General features: G+C 70.5%; 17 protein-coding genes. 10 read left to right on the top strand and 7 right to left on the bottom strand.

Annotated features, from left to right (window positions below; genetic code table 11):
- Window positions 1-91 precede the first annotated feature (91 nt).
- Complete coding sequence (locus VF632_RS07030; protein ID WP_331022157.1) at window positions 92-1,954, top strand: DbpA RNA binding domain-containing protein; 1,863 nt, start codon at window positions 92-94, stop codon at window positions 1,952-1,954.
- An 81-nt stretch (window positions 1,955-2,035) separates the two neighbouring features.
- Here the strand turns inward: VF632_RS07030 and VF632_RS07035 are convergent, their stop codons facing one another.
- Both VF632_RS07035 and VF632_RS07040 read right to left on the bottom strand, forming a co-directional pair.
- Entirely contained in the window at window positions 2,036-2,512 is a 477-nt protein-coding gene (locus VF632_RS07035; protein ID WP_331022158.1) for a Smr/MutS family protein, read from the bottom strand.
- Window positions 2,513-2,608: 96 nt separating this feature from the next.
- Window positions 2,609-2,896, bottom strand: a complete 288-nt coding sequence (locus VF632_RS07040; protein ID WP_331022159.1) for an HU family DNA-binding protein — start codon at window positions 2,894-2,896, stop codon at window positions 2,609-2,611.
- Between the two features lie 108 nt (window positions 2,897-3,004).
- Between VF632_RS07040 and VF632_RS07045 the strand changes: the two genes are divergently transcribed.
- Window positions 3,005-4,372, top strand: coding sequence for an ATP-binding protein (locus VF632_RS07045; RefSeq protein WP_331022160.1), 1,368 nt, complete (start codon window positions 3,005-3,007; stop codon window positions 4,370-4,372).
- Window positions 4,373-5,292: 920 nt separating this feature from the next.
- On the opposite strand, the gene VF632_RS07050 is transcribed toward VF632_RS07045, so the two are convergent.
- From VF632_RS07050 to VF632_RS07065, 4 genes are all read right to left on the bottom strand, one after another.
- Window positions 5,293-5,889, bottom strand: a complete 597-nt coding sequence (locus VF632_RS07050) for a DUF1802 family protein (protein ID WP_331022161.1) — start codon at window positions 5,887-5,889, stop codon at window positions 5,293-5,295.
- Window positions 5,886-7,019 (bottom strand): aminomethyltransferase family protein, encoded by a 1,134-nt coding sequence (locus VF632_RS07055; RefSeq protein ID WP_331022162.1) that lies wholly within the window; start codon window positions 7,017-7,019, stop codon window positions 5,886-5,888. The genes VF632_RS07050 and VF632_RS07055 overlap by 4 nt, the downstream gene beginning before the upstream one ends.
- Before the next feature lie 96 nt (window positions 7,020-7,115).
- Entirely contained in the window at window positions 7,116-7,397 is a 282-nt protein-coding gene (locus tag VF632_RS07060; RefSeq protein ID WP_331022163.1) for a hypothetical protein, read from the bottom strand.
- Between the two features lie 510 nt (window positions 7,398-7,907).
- Entirely contained in the window at window positions 7,908-8,546 is a 639-nt protein-coding gene (locus tag VF632_RS07065) for a hypothetical protein (RefSeq protein ID WP_331022164.1), read from the bottom strand.
- 103 nt (window positions 8,547-8,649) lie between these two features.
- Here VF632_RS07065 and VF632_RS07070 point away from each other — a divergent pair, with 103 nt between their 5' ends.
- The 8 genes from VF632_RS07070 to VF632_RS07105 all read left to right on the top strand — a co-directional run bounded on the left by VF632_RS07070 (window position 8,650) and on the right by VF632_RS07105 (window position 17,545).
- Window positions 8,650-9,597 (top strand): nucleotidyltransferase, encoded by a 948-nt coding sequence (locus tag VF632_RS07070; protein ID WP_331022165.1) that lies wholly within the window; start codon window positions 8,650-8,652, stop codon window positions 9,595-9,597.
- Window positions 9,594-10,487, top strand: coding sequence for a metallophosphoesterase family protein (locus VF632_RS07075; protein WP_331022166.1), 894 nt, complete (start codon window positions 9,594-9,596; stop codon window positions 10,485-10,487). Before VF632_RS07070 ends, VF632_RS07075 begins: the two co-directional genes overlap by 4 nt.
- A gap of 786 nt (window positions 10,488-11,273) precedes the next feature.
- Window positions 11,274-12,389 (top strand): CgeB family protein, encoded by a 1,116-nt coding sequence (locus VF632_RS07080; protein WP_331022167.1) that lies wholly within the window; start codon window positions 11,274-11,276, stop codon window positions 12,387-12,389.
- A 2-nt stretch (window positions 12,390-12,391) separates the two neighbouring features.
- Window positions 12,392-13,207: a sugar phosphate nucleotidyltransferase gene (locus VF632_RS07085; RefSeq protein WP_331022168.1), complete on the top strand. Its 816-nt coding sequence runs from the start codon at window positions 12,392-12,394 to the stop codon at window positions 13,205-13,207.
- A 37-nt stretch (window positions 13,208-13,244) separates the two neighbouring features.
- Window positions 13,245-14,036, top strand: a complete 792-nt coding sequence (locus tag VF632_RS07090) for a TIGR04290 family methyltransferase (RefSeq protein ID WP_331022169.1) — start codon at window positions 13,245-13,247, stop codon at window positions 14,034-14,036.
- A complete protein-coding gene (locus tag VF632_RS07095) occupies window positions 14,033-14,920 on the top strand; it encodes a glycosyl hydrolase (protein ID WP_349263977.1) in 888 nt (295 codons plus the stop codon). Before VF632_RS07090 ends, VF632_RS07095 begins: the two co-directional genes overlap by 4 nt.
- Window positions 14,910-15,857, top strand: a complete 948-nt coding sequence (locus tag VF632_RS07100; protein WP_331022171.1) for a PIG-L family deacetylase — start codon at window positions 14,910-14,912, stop codon at window positions 15,855-15,857. Before VF632_RS07095 ends, VF632_RS07100 begins: the two co-directional genes overlap by 11 nt.
- A 218-nt stretch (window positions 15,858-16,075) precedes the next feature.
- Entirely contained in the window at window positions 16,076-17,545 is a 1,470-nt protein-coding gene (locus VF632_RS07105; RefSeq protein ID WP_331022172.1) for a hypothetical protein, read from the top strand.
- Between the two features lie 149 nt (window positions 17,546-17,694).
- On the opposite strand, the gene VF632_RS07110 is transcribed toward VF632_RS07105, so the two are convergent.
- Entirely contained in the window at window positions 17,695-19,515 is a 1,821-nt protein-coding gene (locus tag VF632_RS07110) for a serine/threonine protein kinase (RefSeq protein ID WP_331022173.1), read from the bottom strand.
- Between the last annotated feature and the right edge of the window lie 50 nt (window positions 19,516-19,565).

Below are 19,565 nucleotides of genomic sequence, written 5' to 3' on the forward strand. Positions count from 1 at the left end.
TGCCAAGTACCAAGGATAAACTACGGCACCAGGCACTTGGTACTCCGTACTTGGCACTTGGTACTTTTTCTCTCTGACTGACGACGGTTATATGGCTTCATTCAACGACCTCGGGCTTGGCGAGCCGCTGCTGGCCGCCCTGGAAGACGCGGGGATCGAGCATCCCACCGGCCTTCAGCAGGCCGTGATCCCCGTTCTGCGGCGCGAGGGAAACCTGGTGGCGCGCGCCAGCAGCGGCGCCGGCAAGACGCTGGCGTACGGGCTGGGCGTGCTGGACCGGCTGCCCGCGCGCGAGCCCGCCGCTGACGACGACGAGGGCGATGAGTCTGCGTCACTCGACGAGGCGCCGTCCGGCGTTCGCCTGCTGATCCTTACCGCCACCCCCGAGGCCGCGGCCCGCGCAGCGCTGGAGCTGGTGCCCTTCGCCCAGGCCGCGGGGCTCACCGTCAGCGGGTCTGGCGGGGGATGGGGGACGGGCGCGGGCGAGGCCGAGGTGCTGGCCGCCACGCCCCAGGAGGTGATGGAGGGCGTGCGCACCTCCGAGGTGAAGCTGGAAGGCGTGGAGGCGGTGGTGGTGGATGGCGCGTCGGAGATCCACGCGCTGGGCGGATGGGAAACGCTGGAAACCCTCTTCGACCACCTGCCGCGCGACGCGCAGCGGGTGATCGTTACCGCCGAGGTCAGCGAACCGGTAGAAGACCTGGCCGGCCGCCGGGTGAAGCGCGCCCTGCGCTACCCGTCCGAGCCCGCCTCGCCTGACCTTCACGAGGCCGCGGCCGAGCCCACGTCCACCGTCGGCTACGTGGCCGTCGCGGAGCGCGACAAGCTGGGGACCGTGGCCCGCCTGCTGGGCGGCGGCCCGGCGCCGGTGCTGTACTGCCGCACGGACGAGCGCGCGGCGCAGGTGTCCGAGGCGCTGACCCTTCGCGGCTTCCTCGTCGGCGACGCGGAGGATCCCGACGCCGACGTGGTGGTGCTGGGCTCCACGGTGGACGAGGACGCGGATGCGCCGGAGGGGCAGGTGATCAGCTTCGACGTTCCTGCGGACGAGGCCACGCTGCGGGCGCGCCACGGCGGCGAAGACCCGGGCTTCGTGCTGGTGGAGCCGCGCGAGCTGGCGCACCTTCGCCAGATCGCCAGGCGCGCGGGGTTCCATGCGCAGCCGGGGGGGATCGAGGGCGAGGCGCCGGTCGGCGGATCGGCGGAGCTGCGCGCCTTCCGCGGCGACCTGCGCCGGGCCCTGCGCGAGGAAGACCTGGCCGCGCAGATGCTGATCCTGGAGCCGCTGCTGGAAGACTTCACGGCGACCGAGATCGCCGCGGCGGCGTCCGCGCTGCTGCGCAAGAAGCGCGCGGCCGAGCCGGCGGCGGCCTCGGCGGCGGACGCCCTTCCCGCGGCCGCGGCGGCCGCGCGCAACCGCCTGGCCCGTCCGGCGCCGGGCGGGCACGCCGAGTCGGGCGCCATCCCGGGCGCGTTCGCGCGGCTGTTCATCAGCGTGGGCGAGCGCGACAACGTGCGCCCCAACGAGCTGATGGGCGCCATCGCGGGCGAGGCCGACATCCCGGGGAGCAGCATCGGCAAGATCGACATCCGCGACACCTTTTCCGTGGTCGAGGTGCCGGCGGAGATGGCCGAGCGGGTGATCAGCGCGCTGAACGGCACCAGCATGAAGGGCCGCAGCCTGCGCGTGGACTACGATCGCCAGAAGAAGGCGGGCCCCGGCGGCGGCGGGCCGCCCATGCGCCGCATGCAGCGCGGGCCGGGGGCGGGGGGACCGCGCGAGGACCGGCCCCGCGACGACCGGCCGCGCGACCGCGACGATCGTCCCCGTGGCGGATCCGGTGGCCCCGGTGGCCGTCCCCGCCCCGGGGGCGGCGCAGGCGGTCCCCGTGGCGGTTCCGGCCCGCGCGGCGGCGCGGGTGGGGGCGGCTTCCGGCGCCCGCGCGACGAGTGACGGCGCGGGGATGAATCGGGAAAGGGCGGCGCGCAGCCATTGCGCGCCGCCCTTTTCGTCGGCTACACTCTTGCCCGCCGCTCAGCCCTCGTCCAGCAGGCGGCGGATCTCCGCCTCCAGCAAGGCGGGGGTGGAGGCGATGCCCAGGTCGGCGAGCGCTTCCTCGGCCCGCAGGCGCAGGGCGGGTTCGGCGTCGCGCAGCAGCGGCGGCACGGGGGCGGGGGGCCGGGACGCATGGGTGCGGGCGGGGCGGCGAAGCTCCACGCGAAAGCTGCCGCCCAGGTTCTCGGCGCTCCAGCGGCTGACGAGCGTGCCCTTCAGCACGGCCAGCAGGTGCTCGATCTCGTTGCGGACCACGGGGATGCCGCCGGAGTGGAGGCCGCGGCCGGTGACCACGACCACCGTGCGGACGTTCTCGGCCTGGCGAGCGCGCAGCCATTCCGCGGCGCGGCGCCGCGCCTCGTCTCCGCTAAGGCCGTGCAGGTCCAGCACGGGATGCACCGTTCCCCACGCCTCGCGGGACACGCCCCCGACGGGCGGACGCTTCTTCCTTGGCATGGTGGGACGGCGGCGGTTGGGTGGAACGTGGATGAAAACACGAGGGGCCGCGGTACGAACCGTGGCCCCTCGGGATGGAGAACCGGCACGGGCCTGTCAGGCGCCGAGCATGTCCTTGAGGCGCTTGCCGATCTTGAACGCCGCGCTGGTGCTGGCCGCGATGTCGATCTCGTTGCCGGTGCGCGGGTTACGACCCTTGCGGGCCTCGCGCTTCTTGCTCTCGAAGCTGCCGAACCCCGTGATCTGCACCTTGTCCCCGTTCCGCAGCGCGTCGGCGATGATGCCGCCCTCTACGCCGAACAGCGCGTCGACCGCCTTGGTGGCCTCGGCACGGCTCAGATCGGCGCGGGAGGCGAGCTGCTGAATGAGTTCAGACTTGTTCACGAAGGAGCTCCTGTCTTTAAGAGGGTGTGACCTGGCGAAAAAACCAAACGGCGGCGCCGTTCGCACCGTAGAGTAGGTGCACCCTTCGCACTCGTCAAGAGAGTTGCCGTGCAAGAAACCCCAGTAGCTGCGCCGATTCCCGCTCATGAGCGCCATCTTCGCGAGCTGACGGCGGCCCGCGAGATCGCCCACGCCTTCCTGACGGCGCGCACGCCCGACGAGGTGTATCGCCTTGCCCTGGAACGGGTTGCCCCCGTCGTGGGCGCGGCGTTCGGCTGCGTGTACCTGCGCGAAAGCGACGACGTGCTGCGCCTGGTGGCCGCCTGGAACTGGCCCACGGCGTACCGCAGGTTCCTTGGGGAAATGCGGGTACGCGTGGGGTTGGGCCCCACCGGCAGCGCCGTGGCCGAGGGGAGGCCGGTGGAGGTGTACGACGTGTTCGCCGATCCCGAGCTGGCCGACTGGTGGGACGCGGCGGGCGAGCTCGGATTCGCATCCTCCGTGTCGCTACCCATCATCCTGGCCGGCCAGGCCGAGGGCGCGCTCACCTTCTACTTCGCCCGCACCGACCCGCTGGACGAGGCCGACCGCTCGCTGCTGCGGCTGGTGGCCGACCAGCTGAGCGCCACGGCCGAGAAGGCGCACCTGATCGAAGACCTTCAGCGGGCCAACGTGCAGCTTCGCGAGCAGAACGTGGAGCTGGAGGCACGCTTTCGCGAGGCCGAAGAGGCGCGCCGGCTGAAGAACGAGTTCCTGGCCAACGTGTCGCACGAGCTGCGCACGCCGCTCACCGCCATCCTGGGCTTCACCTACCTGCTGCGCGAGCGCCACGCCGGCCCGCTGACCGACGAGCAGGCGCAGAGCGTGGAGCGGGTGGAGACGGCGGCCATGCAGCTGATGGAGCTGATCGACGACCTGCTGAACATGGCCAACCTTCAGCTGGGCCGCCTGGACGTGCGCCCGGAAACGTGCGACGCGGTGGCGCTGGCCCGTGCGGCCATGTCGGGGCTGGCGCCCCCCGCGCCCGAGGTGGAGGTGCGCACGCTGGCCCCCGATGCGGCCGTGCCGGTGCGCACCGATCCAAGCCAGGTGGTGCGCATCCTTCGCAACCTGGTGGGCAACGCGTTTAAATTCACGCCGGCGGGGCGGGTGACGGTGCGCGTGCGCGTGAGCAGCGGCTCGCCGTGGACCCCCGAGGCGCGCGCCGGAGGCGACGCGCGGCACTCCATCGTTTGGGAGGTCGAGGACACGGGGATCGGGATCGACGAGGCCGACCAGGAACGCATCTTCGCGCAGTTCCTGCAGATCGACGGGTCGGCGACGCGGCGGTACGGGGGGACGGGGATGGGGCTGGCCTTGTCGCGGCAGCTGGCGCGGCGGCTGGGGGGAGACGTGACCGTGCGGTCGAAGCGGGACGTGGGGTCGACGTTCACGCTGTCGCTGCCGGCGGGGTTCGGGCCGATGCTGGTACCGTAGGAGGCCCTCACCCGTCCTCGCCTAGGCTCGTCCACCCTCTCCCACAAACACCGTGGGAGAGGGGATACACCCCAGAGTCGAGGCGTGGGTGGCAATGTCGGGTGCTCGGGCCGGCGCCCCCCATCCCCAACCCTTCCCCCGCAAACTGCGCGGGGGAAGGGAGCCAGTCCAGTGCGCCTCTCAAACCATTGTCGCGCAACGACCTGTCATCCTGAGGCCCAGGCGAGCGACACCTGCCAGTACCCCATCTTTCGCGGGCCGAAGGATCTAATCGCGGACGCCTCTTAGCCCGGGCGCGGCAGCGGTCACCAGTGCAGAGGCCGCCACATCCGTTCCGGCGGTTGAAACCGCAGCTGGCAAATCACGAAGTCCGCCTGCGCGGACTGCACGCGTAGTCGAGTGCGCTAAGGCCACCGGAGCGCGATCGAATTCTCCCTTTCCCCCGCTTGCGGGGGAAAGGGCCGGGGAGAGAGGGCGGCCAGGGGGCATGCGCCGCTTTGTCCGAAGCGCACCGCTCCTGGCCCCGGCCTTCTTTTTCGACTGCGCCCGGGCCAGCCGAAGCGGAGTTCAGGTCTCCCCCTCCCCTGCGCAGCGGGGGCCGGGGGGAGGGGGCTCCCGAGGTATGCGAGGTAGTCCGTCGAACCGCACCGGGCTGGCTCCCTTCCCCCCGCGGGGTTTGCGGGGGAAGGGCTGGGGTTAGGGGGCGGCCGGGGCATGCGCGGAAGCCAGCCGACATGCCCATCATCCGCCACACCGCGACGAGGCCGAGGCCCACGCAACCGTGCTCGCTGCCGCGCCCAAGCTGTTACGTAGCCGCGGCTAGAGCCTTCGGCGCGCGAGGTCTGGCGTACGGGATGGAACGGTGCGCCTGCGCCTCAGGGTGACAGATTGCCCGCGTTGGGGCCGAATACGCCTGGGCCTCAGGCTGACAGATGGCTCGCGTTCGGGACGGGCGCGCGGAGCCGGCCCAGGATGTCCGCCCGCACGGCGGTGAACTCTTCGTCCGTCAGCACGGGGCGGAGGCCGACGGTGGGGATCGGCTGGTCCAGCTCCACCCACGACACGCAGCCCTCGTAGCGGTGCACGTCGGGGAGCGTCACCGGCTCGTCCAGGCGGTACGCGCGGACGAGCAGCGCGTGGACGTACGGCCGGTTGCGGTAGTTGAAGCGATAGTGCGCGGCGGGAGGCGAAAGCGGGTGCAGCCCTTGGAGGCGGTCCAGCACCTCGGGGCTCTCGATCCGGTGCACGCCGTTGACCACGCAGTACACGCGGAACGGAATGGTGCCGCGCGGCTGCGGGCCGATGGCGTTCAGCAGCGGATGAAGCTCGTCCGCGAGGTCTTCGGGGTTCTGGTGCCAGCCGCTCGGAAAGATCCAGAACTCTCCGTGCTCCACGTCGAAGTCGCCCGCGCGTTCGTGGATGCCGCCCTTCCGCACCAGCAGCGACACGCGACCGGTGGCAAGCGCCTCGTCCGCCACCGCCCACTCCTTGAGCGCCGACGCGCTGCTCTCTTTCATGCCAGGTCGAATGGCAGCTTGACCACGCGCGCGCGTCCCTCCCCGCCCTCGCCCACCTGCACGTCCTCGCCGGGCTGAACCTCGCGCCGCACGTAGCCCAGCGCGATCGTCTGGCCGAGCATCGGCGAAAAGGCCGCGCTCGTCGTCCAACCGACCTGCTTGCCCGTATCAACATCCGTCAGCGGAGTGCGGGGTGCCGGCACGGGAACGTCGCCCAGCAGCAGTCCGCGCAGATGGCGGTTCACGTGGCCGCGGTGGGCGATGCGGATTACCACCTCCTGCCCCGTATAGCATCCCTTGGTGAACGAGATGGCGTGGCTCATCAGCCCCGCCTGCTCGTAGGCCTCGGTCGGGATCGTTTCTTCGGTGATGTCGATGCCGTAGCGCGGGCGCCCCGCCTCGATCCGCAGCGTCTCCAGCGCCCCGAAGCCCACGGGCCGCGCTCCCATCTCCGCCCCACGCTCCACCAGCGCGCGCCAGAGCTCCGCCGCGTGGTCCGCGGGGACGAAGAGGTCGAAGCCCTCCTCGCCACCCGCCTCGCGTGTGGCCGCCACCAGCAGGCGCGCACCGGCGAACTCCGGCTCCACGAACGCATCCTCCTCCAGCGGGGGGACGTCAGCCCCGAGCGCGGACGCCAGCAGCTCGCGGGAGCGGGGGCCGTAGACCCCGAGCGCGATGATGTCGTCCGTCGCATCGGCCCAGCGGGCGAACATGGGCGGGACGAACTTCTTGAAGTGGTCGCGGACACCCTCCAGCGCCTCGGCGGCGACGTCCACCAGCACCTCCGGGCCGCCCGCACCCTCGCGGCGGAAGACGCGAAGGTCGGCGATGGTGCGCCCCTTGGGGGTGAGCATGGCCGCGTAGACGCCCTGGCCAGCGGGCGCCTTGAGCAGGTCGTTGGTGATCAGGCCGTGGATCATCCGCGCGGGGTCCTTGCCCCACAGCCGGAAGCGCGCGCGGTCGCCGCGCTCCGCGATTCCGGCGGAGTCCCGGACGGCCCGGTATTCCGCCATGCCGTCGCCGAAGTGGCGGGCCACGTCGCGCCCGGCCACCTGGCCGAAGACGGCGCCCGCGCTCTCCAGCAGGGGACGGATGGGCGCGGCGGGGGGCGCCTCGGTCATTTCGCTCATGCAACCTCCTTCATCGTGCCGCCGGATGGCGACAAAGGCCGCCCGCGGGGTGCCCGGGGCGGCCGTGAATTCGTGGATGCGTGATGGCGCGGGGGATCAGGCCCGCGCCGCGCCCTGGCCGCAGAGCTCGCGCAGGCGGTCCTCGGCGCCTTCGTATTCGGTCACCAGCCGGCGAACCTCGGCGGTGGAGGCTGCGTTGGGGAGATCGACCTTGATCTCCTGCCCCTCGTCGCGCGGCAGGTACACCACCGTGACCTTCCATCCCTCGACGCCAGTGGCCTTTCGCGCCACCAGGTCTACCGAGTACTCCGTCCCTCCGCACTCCAGCTTGTTCGCCAGCCGGTGCTCCTTCCAGGAGGAGCTTCGGGATAGTGCCATCGACCGTCTTCCGCTCGTCGTAAGTCCGTATCCGAGCGGGGGAAAATAGCTTTCGCCGGGCGTGCGGGCAATCGGGTGCGGCACCGATAGGCGGGGGGAACCCTGGAAGCGAATCGGGGCGTTTCGATGTGGGGCGGCGCATTTCCCGGCCGCCCCCTCTCCCGGCCTCTCCCCCGCAAACAGCGCGGGAGAGAGGAGCACTTCGATCGAGGTTCGACACACCGTGCCCGCATGCCGCGGCTGGCCCCTCCCCCAGCCCCCCCAGCCCCTCCCCCGGCAAAACTGCGCCGAGAGAGGGGAGAACTTCGATCGGGGTTCGACTTGGTTCGGTGCATGCTTTTGGAGCCCCCTCCCCCCGGCCCCCTTCCCCCGCTGCGCAGGGGAGGGGGAGAACTGCACGCAGTTCAGGGCGCGCCACAACCCCCAACTCACACCGCCGCAAGCCAGTCCACGAAGGTGGACATCGTGTGGTCGTTGCAGCGAATTCATTCGCCCGACAGGGGGCAGGCCCTACATCCCCATCCGCCGCTTCATCTCCCGAAGGCGCTCCTCGACGTCATCCGCAGGGGAGGCGGGAGGGGGCGCGGGGTTCATCCCGGAAAGCTCGTCGAGCGCATCGCTGTACGCGGCTTCGCTTTCGATGCGGTCGGATGCGCGGGCGAACTCGTCGTCCGTCGCGGCGCCGGCCTGGCGGAGGCGCTGGCCGGATTGGGCGCGGCGCATCTCGCTCAGTAAGGCGAAGCGGTTGAGGTCCGCCTCCTTGTAGCGGCGCATCATGTCCTGCACCTCCAGCCCGCGCAACTCGTGCTCGGCGCGGGCGGCGCGCACCTTTTCCTCCAGCACGGCAATGCGGCGGCGGTGGCGGTCGGCGAACTCGGCGGCCACGCGCACCGTCTCCGCATCGCCGATCTTCTGCGCCAGGCCGCCCCGGCGGACGGCGTCGTCCAGGGCCGTGCGCTCGCGCGCCAGCTCGCGTTCGGCGGCGGCGATGTTCTCCTGCAGCAGCGGCAGGGTGGCGCGCGCGTCCACCATTTCGCGCCGCATGGCCGAGAGAATCTCGGCCACCTGGTCTTCGGGCTCGCGGCGGCTGGCTTCGGCCACGAAGGCGTCCCACGTCCGCGCGAACAGCTTCTTGAGGTCGGTGAGCATGCGGCAAGCTACGCACGCGGCGGGGCCCGGGTCAACGCGCGGCGGAATCAGGTCCGATTGTTGCTTTTCCGCCGCCCAACGCTTCAACCACGGACTGCATCGGATGGCCAAAGTAGAGCCGGGACCGCCTAATTTTCCTGGGTTCGACACTCTCACCAAGGAAGAGCGGAAGTCGGTTACCCACAGCGAATTCTGGATCCCCGAGGACGAGCGGGAGAAGTACAAGGTGGCTCTCGCCGCGCTCAACGAGGCCGGGGTTCCCTTCGTGGTGGCTGGGGCATACGCCATCTACGAGCACACGGGCATCTACCGGCAGACCAAGGACCTGGACCTGTTCCTCACGCCCGAGGCGGTCGTGCAGGCCATGCGCGTGCTGAGGAACGCGGGGTTCACCACCCGCCTGGAGCAGCCGCACTGGATTGGCAAGGCCATCAGCAAGGCGAACCGGGACCACTTCATCGACATCATCTATGGGATGGGCAACGGCCTGGCCCTGATCGACGATGACTGGTTCCGCTACAGCACCCCGGCCATCCTGGCGGCCACCCCGGTGCGCGTGGCGCCGGTGGAGGAGCTGATCTGGCACCGGCTGTTCATCCACGAGCGGCACCGCCACGACATGGCCGACGTTGCGCACCTGATCCTGGACAAGGGCCACGTGATGGATTGGACGCGGCTCTTGGTCAAGGCGGGCGAGGATTGGCCGCTGCTGCTGTCGCAGATCCTGTTGTTCCGCTACGTCTATCCGGGAGACCGTGAGAAGGTGCCCGAGGTGGTACTGAACGAGTTGCTGGACCGGGCCAAGAATGGCAGTCATCAGCGCTCGGACGACGGCGACGTGGACAACGTGACGAACGGGACGATGATCTCGCGCTTTTCGTTCGCCATCGACGTGAACGAGGGGGGAAAGCGCGACATTCGCGAGGAAAGCATCGCGCGGATGCAGCAGCATCCCGAGATCCTGAAGCTGCTCGAGGCCGACGTGTGGGACGAGCGAGCGCCGGACACGGAGCAGGAGATCGTTCCCGACAGCCTGGGCGTAGAGGAATGACGGACCATCCGAGCACGACGGAGGGGGAGCCCGGGACGGAGAAAGAGCCTCGCTTCGGGCGGCGCAGGGAAGACCGGGCCGGCCGCTCCGTGCGGGTGGCGGCGGTGGGTGACTTTCACTGCGGCGAAAAGGACGGCGGCCTGTACCGCGATCTCTTCGCCCGGGTGAACGACGAGGCCGACATCCTGCTTTTGGCTGGCGACCTCACCCGCCGCGGCATTCCCGCCGAGGTGGAGGTGGTGGTCAAGGAGCTGTCCGACGTGCGCGTGCCCATTTTGGCCGTGCTGGGCAACCACGACCACGAGTCGGGCAACGTCGACAAGGTGAACTCCATCCTGCGCGCGCGCGGCGTCCACCTGCTCGACGAGTCGCCCTTCGAGTTGAACGAGCACGTGGGGTTCGCGGGGGTCAAGGGCTTCATGGGCGGGTTCGGGCGCTACACGCTCACGGCGTTCGGCGAGCAGGAGACCAAGGACTTCGTGGGCACGTCGCTGGACGAGGCGCAGAAGCTGGAGTACGCGCTGCGGCGTCTTTCCACGCCGGTGCGCGTGGTGCTGCTTCACTACGCGCCCATCATGGACACGGTGATGGGCGAGCCCGAGCAGATCTTTCCGTTCCTGGGCAACGACCGCCTGGTGGAGCCCATCGACCGTTTCAAGGCGGCCGTGGCGTTCCACGGCCACGCTCACCACGGCACCTTCAGCGGCAAGACGCCGGGCGGGGTGCCCGTGTTCAACGTGTCGCTGGTGCGCGTTCGGGAGGACGCGAAGCACGACATGTTCTACGTGCACGAGATCCCCATCCCCGCCGACTCCGAGAGCGAGCGCGTGTCCGAGCCCGGGGTGGAGCAGCCGACGGAGCAGGAGAGGACGGCCGCTGGGAGTGCGTGAGTGGGAAAGTGCGTGAGTGCGGAAGTTGATCGGCCCTCTCCAGGATATGGGGAGGGCCGATGCTTTCGTGACCGAGGAATCGGGCGCCGTCGGCCCTGCACGGGCGAATGAATTGAATTCGCTGCAACAAACACACGAAGTCCGCCTTCGCGGACTGGCTTGCGGCGGTGTGAGTTAGGGCTTGTGGCGCGCCCCGGACCGGGTGTCATCCTGAGGCCCAGGCGCGCCTCACTTGCCCGTACCGGGCACCTCGCGGGCCGAAGGATCCAGCCGCGGCCACTTCTCATCCCGGGCGCCGCAGCGGTCACGAAAGCCGAGGCCTCTGCCCGGCTGGGGCGACTGAAGTCGCGGCAACAACGGCCCGAAGTCCGCCTTCGCGGACTGCACGCGCAGTCGAGTGCGCGAGGCCAGCGGCACCACAATCGAATTCTCCCCTCTCCGCATGCGCAGCATGCGGGGAGGGGCCGGGGGAGGGGCCAGCCGAGGCATGCGCCGGCCCCTGTCGAACCACCCCGATCCCCGCGGGTCCCCCTGCTCGGCGGCAGGGATGGTTCACCCGCTCCGCCTCGGACGGCCGGCCCAATCCCACGGAGGCCGGAGACGCAAAAACCTGCCTTTGCGCCGAAGTTCCGCCCGTTCATCTACTTGCAAAGCCTTGTAGAAGCTGCTCCGAAAAGTGCACGGAATACGGTGCGGACCTTGCTACTCTGCCCAGTCCGCTCCGTGAGCACGTCGCACGACCCAGGGCCCGGAGCCCGCACATTCCGACCACCCGGTGGGCACTGCATGAAGCTGGTCATCTTCGGGCTGACCGTCAGTTCGTCGTGGGGCAACGGGCACGCCACGCTCTGGCGGGGGCTGATCCGCGCCCTCGCCGCACGCGGGCACGATGTCGTGTTCTTCGAGAAGGACGTTCCGTACTACGCCGACAACCGCGACCTCGATTCAATTTCCGGCGCCACGCTGGTCCTGTACCCGGACTGGGAGGCCAATCTACCCCTCGCCCGTGCGCACCTGGCCGATGCCGACGTGGCGATGGTCACCAGCTACCAGGCCGACGCCCTCGCCGCCACGGAGCTCGTCCTCTCGTCGCCCGCGGCGGTGAAGACGTTCTACGACCTGGACACGCCCGTGACGCTCGATGCGCTGGCCAGCGGCCGGCCCGTTTCGTACGTGGGCGAGCGGGGGCTGCGCGACTTCGACCTGGTGCTCAGCTACACCGGCGGCGCCGCGCTCCGCGAGCTGCGCAGCCGGCTGGGCGCGCGCCGCGTGGCGCCGCTGTACGGCCACGTGGATCCAGACGTCCATCGTCCCGCCGTAGCAACGGAGGAGTATCGCGCGGACCTCTCGTACCTGGGCACCTACGCCGACGACCGGCAGGCCGCGCTGGAACGGCTGTTCATCGACGCCGCCCGGCAGCTGCCCGGCCAGCGGTTCCTGATCGCAGGCGCGCAGTATCCCCAGGGCTTTCCGTGGACCCGCAACACCTGGTTCCGCCGCCACCTGGCACCGGGCGACCATCCCACGTTCTACAGCTCGTCGCGGTTCACGCTGAACGTCACCCGCCGGGCGATGGCGGAAATGGGCTGGTGCCCCTCCGGCCGCCTGTTCGAGGCAGCGGCGTGCGGCTGCCCCGTCGTCAGCGATGCGTGGGAGGGGCTGGACGCCTTCTTCACCCCCGGCGCGGAGATCGTCGTCGCGCATGACACGGCCGACGTGATCGCGGCCATGGAGATGGACGACGGCGAGCGCGACCGGCTGGCGCGGGCCGCCCGGGAGCGCACGCTCGACGAGCACACCTCCGAGCGGAGGGTGGCGGAGCTGGAGCAGGTGCTGGACGCCGCCTTCGGCGCGGCCGAGGGCGCGGCGGAGTGGGACACACCCGCGGCGGGGGAGGCGTGAGCATGTGGGGAATCGTGCCGGCGGCGGGCGCGGGAAGCCGCATCCAGCCGCTCGCGTTCAGCAAGGAGCTGCTTCCCGTGGGCAGCCGCGTGGACGGCGACGGGGTGGAGCGGCCCAAGGCCGTCAGCGAGTACCTGGTGGAGCGGATGATCCGCGCCGGGGCCAGCAAGATCTGCTTCGTGATCTCGCCCGCCAAGAGCGACATCGTGCAGTACTACGGCGGCGGATTCGGCACGGCGGACGTGTGCTACGCCGTACAGCCCAAGCCGGCGGGGCTGTGCGACAGCATCTTTCGCGTGCTTCCGTTCATCCACCGCGACGAGCAGGTGGTCGTCGGGCTGCCCGACACCGTCTGGTTTCCGGAGGACGGCCTGTGCGCGCTGGGCGACGACTCGCTGTCGTTCCTGCTCTTTCCCGTGGAGCGCCCCGATTTCTTCGACGCCGTGGTGACGGACGACGACGGGCGCGTGCAGGAGATCCAGGTGAAGCAGCCGGGAGCCACCACGCACTGGGTGTGGGGCGCCTTCAAGCTTCCCGGGTGGTGCTTCGCCGAGCTCCACGACCTGTGGCAGGAGCGCGGCAGGCAGGACGAGTACATCGGCACGCTGGTCAACGCGTGGCTGGCGCGCGGCGGCGTGGCCCACGCCGTGCGCGCGGGGCAGACGTACGTGGACGTGGGTACGCTGCACGGGTACCGCGAGGCCATCCAGGCGCTCACCGGCCACGCGGCTCCCGAGGGGCCCACGCCGCTCTGCGCGCTGGGCACCGCCATCGCCGCCGCGCACGTTCCCGTCGTCGCCGGCGTTTCGCCTGCGTGAGCGGAACCCCATACATCCAATCGATCCGGAGGAGACGTTGATCTCGCCCCACACCCCAGGCACCGCGAACGGCACCGAAGAGCTGGAGCGCAAAATCCGCGAGCTGGGCCCCTGGTTCCACAACCTGAAGCTGCGCGGCGTGAGCACCGCGCCCGAGCACTTCCTGGGCGACTACCCGGCCGTGAAGTGGCAGTCGTTCGCGCACGCCATCCCCACGGACCTGACGGGGAAGACGGTGCTGGACGTGGGGTGCAACGCCGGCTTCTACAGCATGGAAATGAAGCGCCGCGGCGCCAGCCGGGTGGTGGGCATCGACAGCGAAGACCTGTACCTGACACAGGCCCGCTTCGCCGCCGAGATCGAGGGCTACACCGACATCGAGTTCCACAACCTGTCGGTGTACGACGTGGCCAAGCTGGGCGAGAAGTTCGATTTCGTGATCTTCATGGGCGTGCTGTACCACCTGCGCCACCCGTTGCTCGCCCTGGACCTGCTGCACGAGCACGTGGTGGGCGACCTGCTGCTCTTCCAGAGCATGCAGCGCGGCGCGACGGAGGTGGAGCCGGTGGACCCCGACTACCACTTCTGGCAGCAGGACCACTTCCAGCGGCCGGGCTATCCGCAGATGTACTTCATCGAGCACCGCTACTGCGGCGACCCCACCAACTGGTGGGTGCCCAACGCGGCGGGCGCCGAGGCCATGCTGCGCAGCGCGGGCTTCGACATCCTGGAGCATCCCGAGCAGGAAGTGTATCTCTGCCGCCGCGGCACCATCACCGACAACGAGCCGCGGGCCGTGTATCCCGCGCGGGGAGGCTCGGGTTCGTGATCGAAGCGGCGATGGTATGGAACGAACCGAACAACACGTCGCACTGGGACTTCGGGGTAGACCCGGGCTGGCACATCTTCGCGCAGATGGCCCGCGCCGCGGGTGACGCCATCCACTCGGAGGCGCCGGGTGTGCAGCGGGTGCTGGGGGGCATTTCGCCCATCGACGCCCGCTTCATCGCCCACATGAAGGGGCTGGGGGTGCTGGACTCGATGGACGTGGTGGCGGTGCACGGGTTTCCGCTGGACTGGAACCTGTGGAGCATCGAAGACTGGCCGCAGCGGCTGGCGGCCGTCCAGGCGGTGACGGAGCTGCCCGTGTGGGTGACGGAGGTGGGCATCAGCACCTTCGCCGGCGACGCCGTGCAGGCCGAGGGGCTCACGCGCACGGCCGAGGTCCTGCGCGGCCGGGCCGACCGGGTGCACTGGTACAGCCTGTTCGACCTGCCGGGGCAGTGGGAAGCCACCACCCGCCACAAGCAGCGCGAGGGCTCGTCGTACTTCCGCCACTTTCACATGGGGCTGGTGCGTGAGGACGGGACGCCGAAGCCCGCGATGGACGTCTTCGCCCAGCACGCGGGCGAGCTGGGCATCTGCCAGTGGTTCCACTACGAAGACCACCGGCTGGACGATGCCGTGCGCTGGCTGCGGAAGCTGGGCGTCAAGAAGCTGCGGACGGGCCTCAGCTGGTCCGACGACGACCGGCCCAACTCGCTGGCCTGGTTCGACCGGCAGATGAAGGCGCTGGAGGAGTTCGACGTGACCGTCACCTTCTGCTTCACGCCCGAGCACCGCGGCATGGTGCCGCACTACACCAGCCCGCCGAAGGACGTCGGCGAGTTCGTGGATTTCTGCGCGCGGATGGTGCGCCGCTATGGCCGCTGACGCCCAGACCTTCTTCGGCTGGCTTCGCGGCTACGGCGCCACGCCGCGGGTGCTGGTAGCCATCGCCCACCCCGACGACGAGACCGCCGGGACGGGCGCCGTGCTGGCGCGCCTGCCCGACGTGCGGCTGGTGTGCGCCACGGACGGCGCCCCGTTCGACCGCGCACTCTGGGGAGACCCCACCCCCGCCACGCGCGAGGACTACGCCGCGCTTCGCCGCCGCGAGCTGCGGTGCGCGCTGGCGATGGCGCGTCTTGGATGGGACTGCGTGGAGCAGTGGGACATCCCCGACCAGGACGCGTCATCGGACCTGGCGGACCTGGCGCTGCGGATGCGCGACGCGCTGGCCTCCGACCTTCCCGAGGTGGTGCTGGCCCCCGCGTACGAGGGCGGCCACCCGGACCACGACGCCGTCTCCTTCGCCGTGCACGCCGCCTGCGCGCTGATGGCCCGTGATGGAGACCCGTATCCCGGCATCGTCGAGTTCCCCCTGTACCACGCCGTGGACGGCCGCGTGGTGGCCGGCGCCTTCGCTCCGGGGCACGGGGGCGAGGAGGTGACGCTCACGCTGTCGGAGCGCGAGGTGGCCAACAAGGAACGCATGATGGCCTGCCACGCCTCCCAGCGCGACACGCTCGCCCTCCTCCCGCGGGACGTGGAGCGCTTCCGCCTCTCCCCCGGCCACGACTTCACCCGTCCTCCCCGCCCCGGCAAGCTGAACTACGAACTCTGGGGATGGATGACGGGCGACGAGTGGCGCGCCCGGGCCGCCAAGGCCATCACGGAGCTGGGGCTGGCGAGCCTCGACCTGCCGCGGGATAAGGGGAGCGCACAATCGGCGAAGCCGGATCTCGTGCTGTCGATGCCCCGGATCTATTCGCCCCCGCCAGGCCTCGATCTCCGCCCGGCGCCTCCAGGGGGCGAAGCCGCCGCATGAGGCTGACGGTCATGACCATGGCCTTTCCGTTCGCCCCCTTCAGCGGGGACGCGTGCGGCGGAGGCGGGCCTTCGCGCGCGGATGCACGGCGCGGCCGAGCTGTAGATGGACGACGTAGGCGGGAGGGATGCTCTTCGTGACGAACCGGGACTGACGACTTACGTGCAGAACGCGATGGATAGCAGGGCTTCGCTGCCGCAGGCGGAGGCGAGCCGCCGATGACGATGGTGGCCACTCGCCGGCGCGCACCCGCGCCGGCACTCGCGCCGCTGGAGGCGGTGGAGCTTCCGTGGATTTCGGTCGCGGGATCGTACTTCCAGGACGACACCGGGGCGGCGTGGACGCCCATCGGCTACAACGATGCGCTGACCTGGCGGGAATTGAGCCCGCTGTACGGCCGCAAGGACGTGGAAGCCGCCGACCGGCACCTGCGCTGGCTGGCGGAACATGGGGTGACCGTCATTCGCATGATGCTGGAGTGCGCGCACCAGGGAAAATACCTGGAGCGGCCCATCGGCCGGTTCTCGCGTCCCGTGGTGCAGTTCTGGGACGACCTGGTGGCCCTCTGCTCGCGCCACGGCCTGCGGCTAATGCTTACGCCGTACGACACCTTCTGGACCTGGATCCGCTGGGCGAAGCACCCCCTGAACCGCGACAACGGCGGACCGAGCAGCGGCGCCAACCACCTGCTGCGCTGCCGCGACACGCGCAAGGCGGTAAAGGACCGGTTTAGCTTCATGGTGGAGCGGTGGGGCGGCAGCGGCGTGGTGATGTCGTGGGACCTGTGGAACGAGATCCACCCCGCCCACGCCGACTCGCAGCTGGACTGCGTCGACGTGATGAACGACTTCATCGCCGAGATGTCGGAGCACGTCCGTACGCTGGAAAGGCGGCTGTACGGCCGGACGCGCCCGCAGACGGTGTCGATGTTCGGCCCCGAGCTGCGGGGGAGTCCGGAGTTGCCGCTGGCCGACGCCGTCTACCGCCACCCGTCGCTGGACTTCGCGACGACGCACATCTACATGGCGGGCAGCATCGACGACCCGGCCGACACGGTGGCGGCGGCCATCGACACGGGGCGGCTGGTGCGCGAGGCCCTGGGCGAAATCCGGGACGGGCGCCCGTACCTGGACACGGAGCACGGCCCCATCCACGCCTTCAAGGACAAGAACAAGACGCTGCCGGAGGCGTTCGACGACGAGTACTTCCGCCACATGCAGTGGGCGCACCTGGCGTCGGGCGGGGCCGGCGGCGGCATGCGCTGGCCCAACCGCAAGGTGCACAAGCTGACGCCTGGGATGCGCCGGGCGCAGCAGGCCGTCACCGGCTTCCTGGGGCTGATCGACTGGCCGCGGTTCCGCCGACGGAACCTGAACCTGGAAATCCAGCTGGGAACGCTGGGGCTCACGGTGTGCGGCTGCGGTGACGAAACGCAGGCGATCGTGTGGCTGCTCCGCACCGAGTCGCTGACCCCCGACGGCCGCGTGCGCACCGACGCCGAGCCGCTGGTCACGCGGGTCGGCGTGCCGGGGCTGCAGCCGGGCCGCTACTCGATCGTTGCGTGGGACACCCGCGCCGGCGCAGAGCACTCCCGTTTCGAGCTGGCGGTCACGGGCGATGACGGATTGTGGATCGAGAACGTGTCCGTGACCACAGACCTCGCGCTCGCGGTTCGCCGGGTGGAGTAACTGCGGGTGTCACGCGGAGGTGCGGAGGTCGCGGAGAACGGCGGAGGGGTTCATACGCGAAACGACTTCTCGTGAAACGCGAAGGTCGCGGAGAACCGGAGATGCCTCTCCTGTATTCTCCGCGACCTCCCGCGTGAGACGTTCTGTTCCTAGCGGACCGGTGCAGCCTCCGCACTCGGCGGGTTGCGGATGATGATGGTGTCGCGCGGAGCAGGCGTCGGCGGCGGCGGCACGGGCTGCTGCGGCTGTGGCTGCGGCGTCGGCTGCGGCGGCTGAGGCGGCGTCGGTTGCTGCGGCTGCGGCTGAGGCGGCTGCTGGGGCTGCGGCTGCTGGGGCTGCGGCTGTTGAGGCTGCGGCTGCTGGGGTTGAGGCTGCTGCGGTTGCGGCTGGGTCTGCGGCGGCCGCTGGGGCTGCTGCGCAGGCGGACGCGCCGGCTGGCGAACCGGTTGACGCACGGGCTGGCGCACCGGCTGCCGGGGCTGCTGAGGCTGTGGCCGCGGGGCGGGCACCTGTGCGCCTGGTGCGCGCGGCTGCTGCGGCGCAGGCTGGCTGGTCGCCGGGGGAAACGCCGTTCCAGGATTCGACGGGGTGCTGCCGGACGCGGCGGGTTCAGCGAGCTCCTCGCCCGGCGAGGGCGCGGAGCCCTCGCTCGGGTTGTTGGACGACACAGGCGTGGAGGGCTCGATCTCCGTGCCGGTCACCACCTCGCCGGTCTCGCCGCTGCCCTCCACGGGCTCGCCTTCTTTCAGCGCGGTGCCGGTCGCCGCCTCCTTCTCCGGCTCTCCCCCTCCGCCGCCCGACACCATGGCCCACATGCCACCCGCGCCCAGCACCAGCGCGGCGATCAGCACGATCAGCCAGGTGTTGCTGCGCTTCGGCTTGGCCGCCGCGGTGCTGGGCGGCGGCAGCGGATCGCGGTGCTCGGACCCCGTCGCCACGACTGTGGCAACCGGTCGCACCGGCGGAGCAGCGGGTGCCAGCTCAGGCGCTGAAGACGGTGCCGCGGGCGCCACCACGGTGCCATCATCCACGTCGTCGTCCATCGCCGCGACACCCATGGCGCCACCGGCCATCGCCGCGGGGGCGATCGCCGTCTCGTCGTCCTCGCGCACCGCCGCGTCCAGTGCGTCGGCGAACGAGTCCGCGTCGGGATAGCGGTCGGAGGCGCTTTCCGACATCGCCCGCATCAGCACCTCGTCCACCGCGCCGGGCACCTCGGCGTTCAGCTCGCGGATGGGGCGGCGCACCGTCCACGTGGTGGGCACCTGCCCCGCCTCTTCCACGAACGGCCGCTCGCCCGTCAGCAGCTGGTAACCCACCACGCCCAGGCTGAACACGTCGGACGCGGCCGTCAGGTTGCGGTCGCCGCGCAGCTGCTCCGGCGAGGCGAACGCGGGCGAAAGCGGGGTGGAGCCCATTCCCCGGGTGACCGTCTGGTCGTCCTCGATCACCTGGGCGATGCCGTAATCCACCAGGCATACGCGCGGCTCGCCCCCGTGCGCCTCGGCCAGGAAGATGTTCCCGGGCTTGACGTCTCGGTGGATCAATCCCTCGCGGTGCCCCACCGCCAGCCCCTCGGCGGTGTCGCGGAGGATGCGGATTGCCTGTTCGGTCGGTGGCGGCCCGTGTGTGGCCAAGTACTGCGACAGGTTCTCGCCGACCAGCAGCTCCATCACCAGGAAGTCCAGCCCCAGCTCCGGGTCGGTGCCCACGTCGTGCACCGTCACCAGGTTGGGGTGGTGCGGCAGGCTGGCCGCCGCCTGCGCCTCCTGGTGCAGGCGCTCGCGAAGCTGCTCGCGCGCCGCGGCATCCACGGCGGTGAGCGTGATGACCTTTACGGCCACGGGACGGCTCAGGCGAAGGTCGGTGGCGCGGTACACCACCGCGAACCCTCCCCGGCCGATCACGTCTTCGATCTCGTAGCGCTTCACCAGCGTGTGGCCGGTGAGCAGGCCTTCCAATCCAGCCATGGTCTCCTGGCGGGTTTCGCCGCCGGCTCCGCTGCCGGCCAGCCCTTCCC

This window comes from Longimicrobium sp. (assembly GCF_036388275.1).
Taxonomy (GTDB): domain Bacteria; phylum Gemmatimonadota; class Gemmatimonadetes; order Longimicrobiales; family Longimicrobiaceae; genus Longimicrobium.

Excerpts from the sequence above, each read along its gene's own strand:
- VF632_RS07105 (WP_331022172.1), top strand. The coding sequence starts at position 16,076 with ATGACGATGGTGGCCACTCGCCGGCGCGCACCCGCGCCGGCACTCGCG.
- VF632_RS07075 (WP_331022166.1), top strand. The coding sequence starts at position 9,594 with ATGACGGACCATCCGAGCACGACGGAGGGGGAGCCCGGGACGGAGAAA.
- VF632_RS07050 (WP_331022161.1), bottom strand. The coding sequence starts at position 5,889 with ATGAAAGAGAGCAGCGCGTCGGCGCTCAAGGAGTGGGCGGTGGCGGAC.
- VF632_RS07085 (WP_331022168.1), top strand. The coding sequence starts at position 12,392 with ATGTGGGGAATCGTGCCGGCGGCGGGCGCGGGAAGCCGCATCCAGCCG.
- VF632_RS07035 (WP_331022158.1), bottom strand. The coding sequence starts at position 2,512 with ATGCCAAGGAAGAAGCGTCCGCCCGTCGGGGGCGTGTCCCGCGAGGCG.
- VF632_RS07080 (WP_331022167.1), top strand. The coding sequence starts at position 11,274 with ATGAAGCTGGTCATCTTCGGGCTGACCGTCAGTTCGTCGTGGGGCAAC.
- VF632_RS07060 (WP_331022163.1), bottom strand. The coding sequence starts at position 7,397 with ATGGCACTATCCCGAAGCTCCTCCTGGAAGGAGCACCGGCTGGCGAAC.
- VF632_RS07070 (WP_331022165.1), top strand. The coding sequence starts at position 8,650 with ATGGCCAAAGTAGAGCCGGGACCGCCTAATTTTCCTGGGTTCGACACT.
- VF632_RS07030 (WP_331022157.1), top strand. The coding sequence starts at position 92 with ATGGCTTCATTCAACGACCTCGGGCTTGGCGAGCCGCTGCTGGCCGCC.
- VF632_RS07100 (WP_331022171.1), top strand. The coding sequence starts at position 14,910 with ATGGCCGCTGACGCCCAGACCTTCTTCGGCTGGCTTCGCGGCTACGGC.
- VF632_RS07055 (WP_331022162.1), bottom strand. The coding sequence starts at position 7,019 with ATGAGCGAAATGACCGAGGCGCCCCCCGCCGCGCCCATCCGTCCCCTG.
- VF632_RS07110 (WP_331022173.1), bottom strand. The coding sequence starts at position 19,515 with ATGGCTGGATTGGAAGGCCTGCTCACCGGCCACACGCTGGTGAAGCGC.
- VF632_RS07065 (WP_331022164.1), bottom strand. The coding sequence starts at position 8,546 with ATGCTCACCGACCTCAAGAAGCTGTTCGCGCGGACGTGGGACGCCTTC.